The organism is Cellulophaga sp. F20128, assembly GCF_023015805.1.
Classification (GTDB): domain Bacteria; phylum Bacteroidota; class Bacteroidia; order Flavobacteriales; family Flavobacteriaceae; genus Cellulophaga.
On sequence record NZ_JALKBA010000084.1, the window covers coordinates 1 to 470 of the forward strand.

Annotated in this window: 1 protein-coding gene; it reads left to right on the forward strand. The window is 45.5% G+C overall.

The window, feature by feature from the left end; genetic code table 11:
• Positions 1-470, forward strand: a 470-nt coding sequence (locus MWU65_RS17570) for a hypothetical protein (protein WP_247079973.1), incomplete at both ends; no start/stop codon positions are given.

Sequence of the window (470 nt, forward strand, 5' to 3'; positions counted from 1 at the left end):
ACAGACAATACAGATCCATTAGACGGTTGTTCCTATTTAGCAGCAAGTGTAACCCTTACACCAAATTCAGCCTGGGAAGCACTAGACTGTGATGGTGATGGGGTAACTAACGGTGACGAGACTACAGACAATACAGATCCATTAGACGGTTGTTCCTATTTAGCAGCAAGTGTAACCCTTACACCAAATTCAGCCTGGGAAGCACTAGATTGTGATGGTGATGGGGTAACTAACGGTGACGAGACTACAGACAATACAGATCCATTAGACGGTTGTTCCTATTTAGCATCAAGTGTAACGCTTGCACCAAGTACAGCTTGGGAAGCGCTAGATTGTGATGGAGACGGAGTAACCAATGGCGATGAAACTGCAGATAATACAGATCCATTAGACGGTTGTTCTTTTCTACCAGCAAGTGTAACCCTTACACCTAATGCGGCCTGGGAAGCGCTAGATTGTGATGGAGACGG